Origin of the sequence: Streptomyces sp. SID3212 (assembly GCF_009865405.1) — a bacterium.
Taxonomy (GTDB): Bacteria; Actinomycetota; Actinomycetes; order Streptomycetales; family Streptomycetaceae; genus Streptomyces.
Window position 1 is genome coordinate 1 of sequence record NZ_WWJY01000568.1, and the last position, 1456, is coordinate 1456.

Below are 1456 nucleotides of genomic sequence, written 5' to 3' on the forward strand. Positions count from 1 at the left end.
GCGGGCCCTTCTTGACGTCGACGACGATCGCGCGGTCCTCCACGCCGGTGAGGGTGAACAGGTCCTGGCAGGTGAAGTTCCCCAGGATGTCGGTCTGTTCACCCGTGCCGACGCGCTCCCCGGTCGTGCCCTTCCTGATGACGACCTTCATCGTGCCGGCCGGGATGCCGGCGGAGGTGATGGAGCCGTCCCAGGTCCCGATGAGGGCGTCCGGTACGGAGCCCGCGCCGGGGGCGGGTCCCCCGGGGTCCTCGGAGGTGGAGGCGGACGGGGAGCCGGGGGCCGGGGAGTCGGAGGCCGGCGACGAGCCCGACGGGGTCGGCGACGGTGCGGGACGCCCGGGGGTGGCCGGGGCGCTCGACGAGGAGTCGGCCTTCCCCCCGCCCTGGGCCGTGTCGGACCTGTTGTTGTCCCGCACCTGGTCGAGCAGGATCCCGCCGCCGACGGTCACCGCCGCCAGCGCGCCCGCCACCGCCAGCACCACCGTGCAGCTGACCTTGCGGCCCCCGCGCCCCTCCTGGCGCCCGGTGTTGCCGGACACGGAGACGGAGAACCCGCCGTCGTGCAGGCGTTGCGCCGGTACGGAGGCGTCCTGCGGCGGCTCCGTCGGCGGCCCGAAGACCCCCAGGGCGGGCCCCTGACCGCCGGAGCCGGTCACCGCGCTCGGGGCCGTACCCCCTGCGGCCTGAGCCGCGCCGGACGCACCCACCCCCGACGCACCCACTCCCGACCCGCTTCCGCCGGACGCGCCCTCGGTGGTCGCGCCTCCCCCCGTCGACGCCTGCGTGAACGGCACCGGCCCCGTGGCCACCGGCTCCTCCACGGCGGCCGGTACGGATCCCGGCGCGCGCGGCACCACGTCCAGGTCCAGGAGCGCCACCGCCGCCCGGCTGACCTCCTCGACCAGCGGCCCCGGCAGCCAGCCCCCCGCCACCGCACGCTCGGCCCCGCCGGGCGCGAGTCGCCGGGCGACCTCGGCGGGGGTGGGGCGCGCGGCCGGGTCCTTGGCCAGGCAGTGCGCGACCATGTCGCGCAACGCGCCCTCCATGGGGCCCAGTTCGGGCTCCCCGTGCACCACCTTGTAGAGCAGCGCGGCCGACGAGTCCCCGGCGAACGGGCCCGCCCCTGTCGCCGCGTACGCGAGCACCGCGCCCAGCGAGAAGACGTCGGCCGCGCCGGTCACGGGGCCGCCGATGATCTGCTCGGGCGCCATGTAGCCGGGCGACCCCACGGACACGCCGGTCGCGGTGAGCGAGGCGGTGCCGTCGGTGGCGCGGGCGATGCCGAAGTCGATGAGCCGGGGGCCGTCCAGCGCCAGCAGGACGTTCGACGGCTTCACGTCACGGTGGACCAGACCGAGCCCGTGCACCGTGACCAGCGCCTCGGCCAGACCCGCGCCCAGCGCGTCGACGGACCGCCCGGGCAGCGGCCCGTGGCCGGCGACCGCCTGGGTCAG

General features: G+C 77.1%; 1 protein-coding gene. It reads right to left on the reverse strand.

Annotated features, from left to right (window positions below; all coding sequences use genetic code 11):
• Positions 1-1456 (reverse strand): serine/threonine-protein kinase (locus tag GT042_RS17060; RefSeq protein ID WP_161309573.1); only part of this gene is annotated, 1456 nt, incomplete at both ends.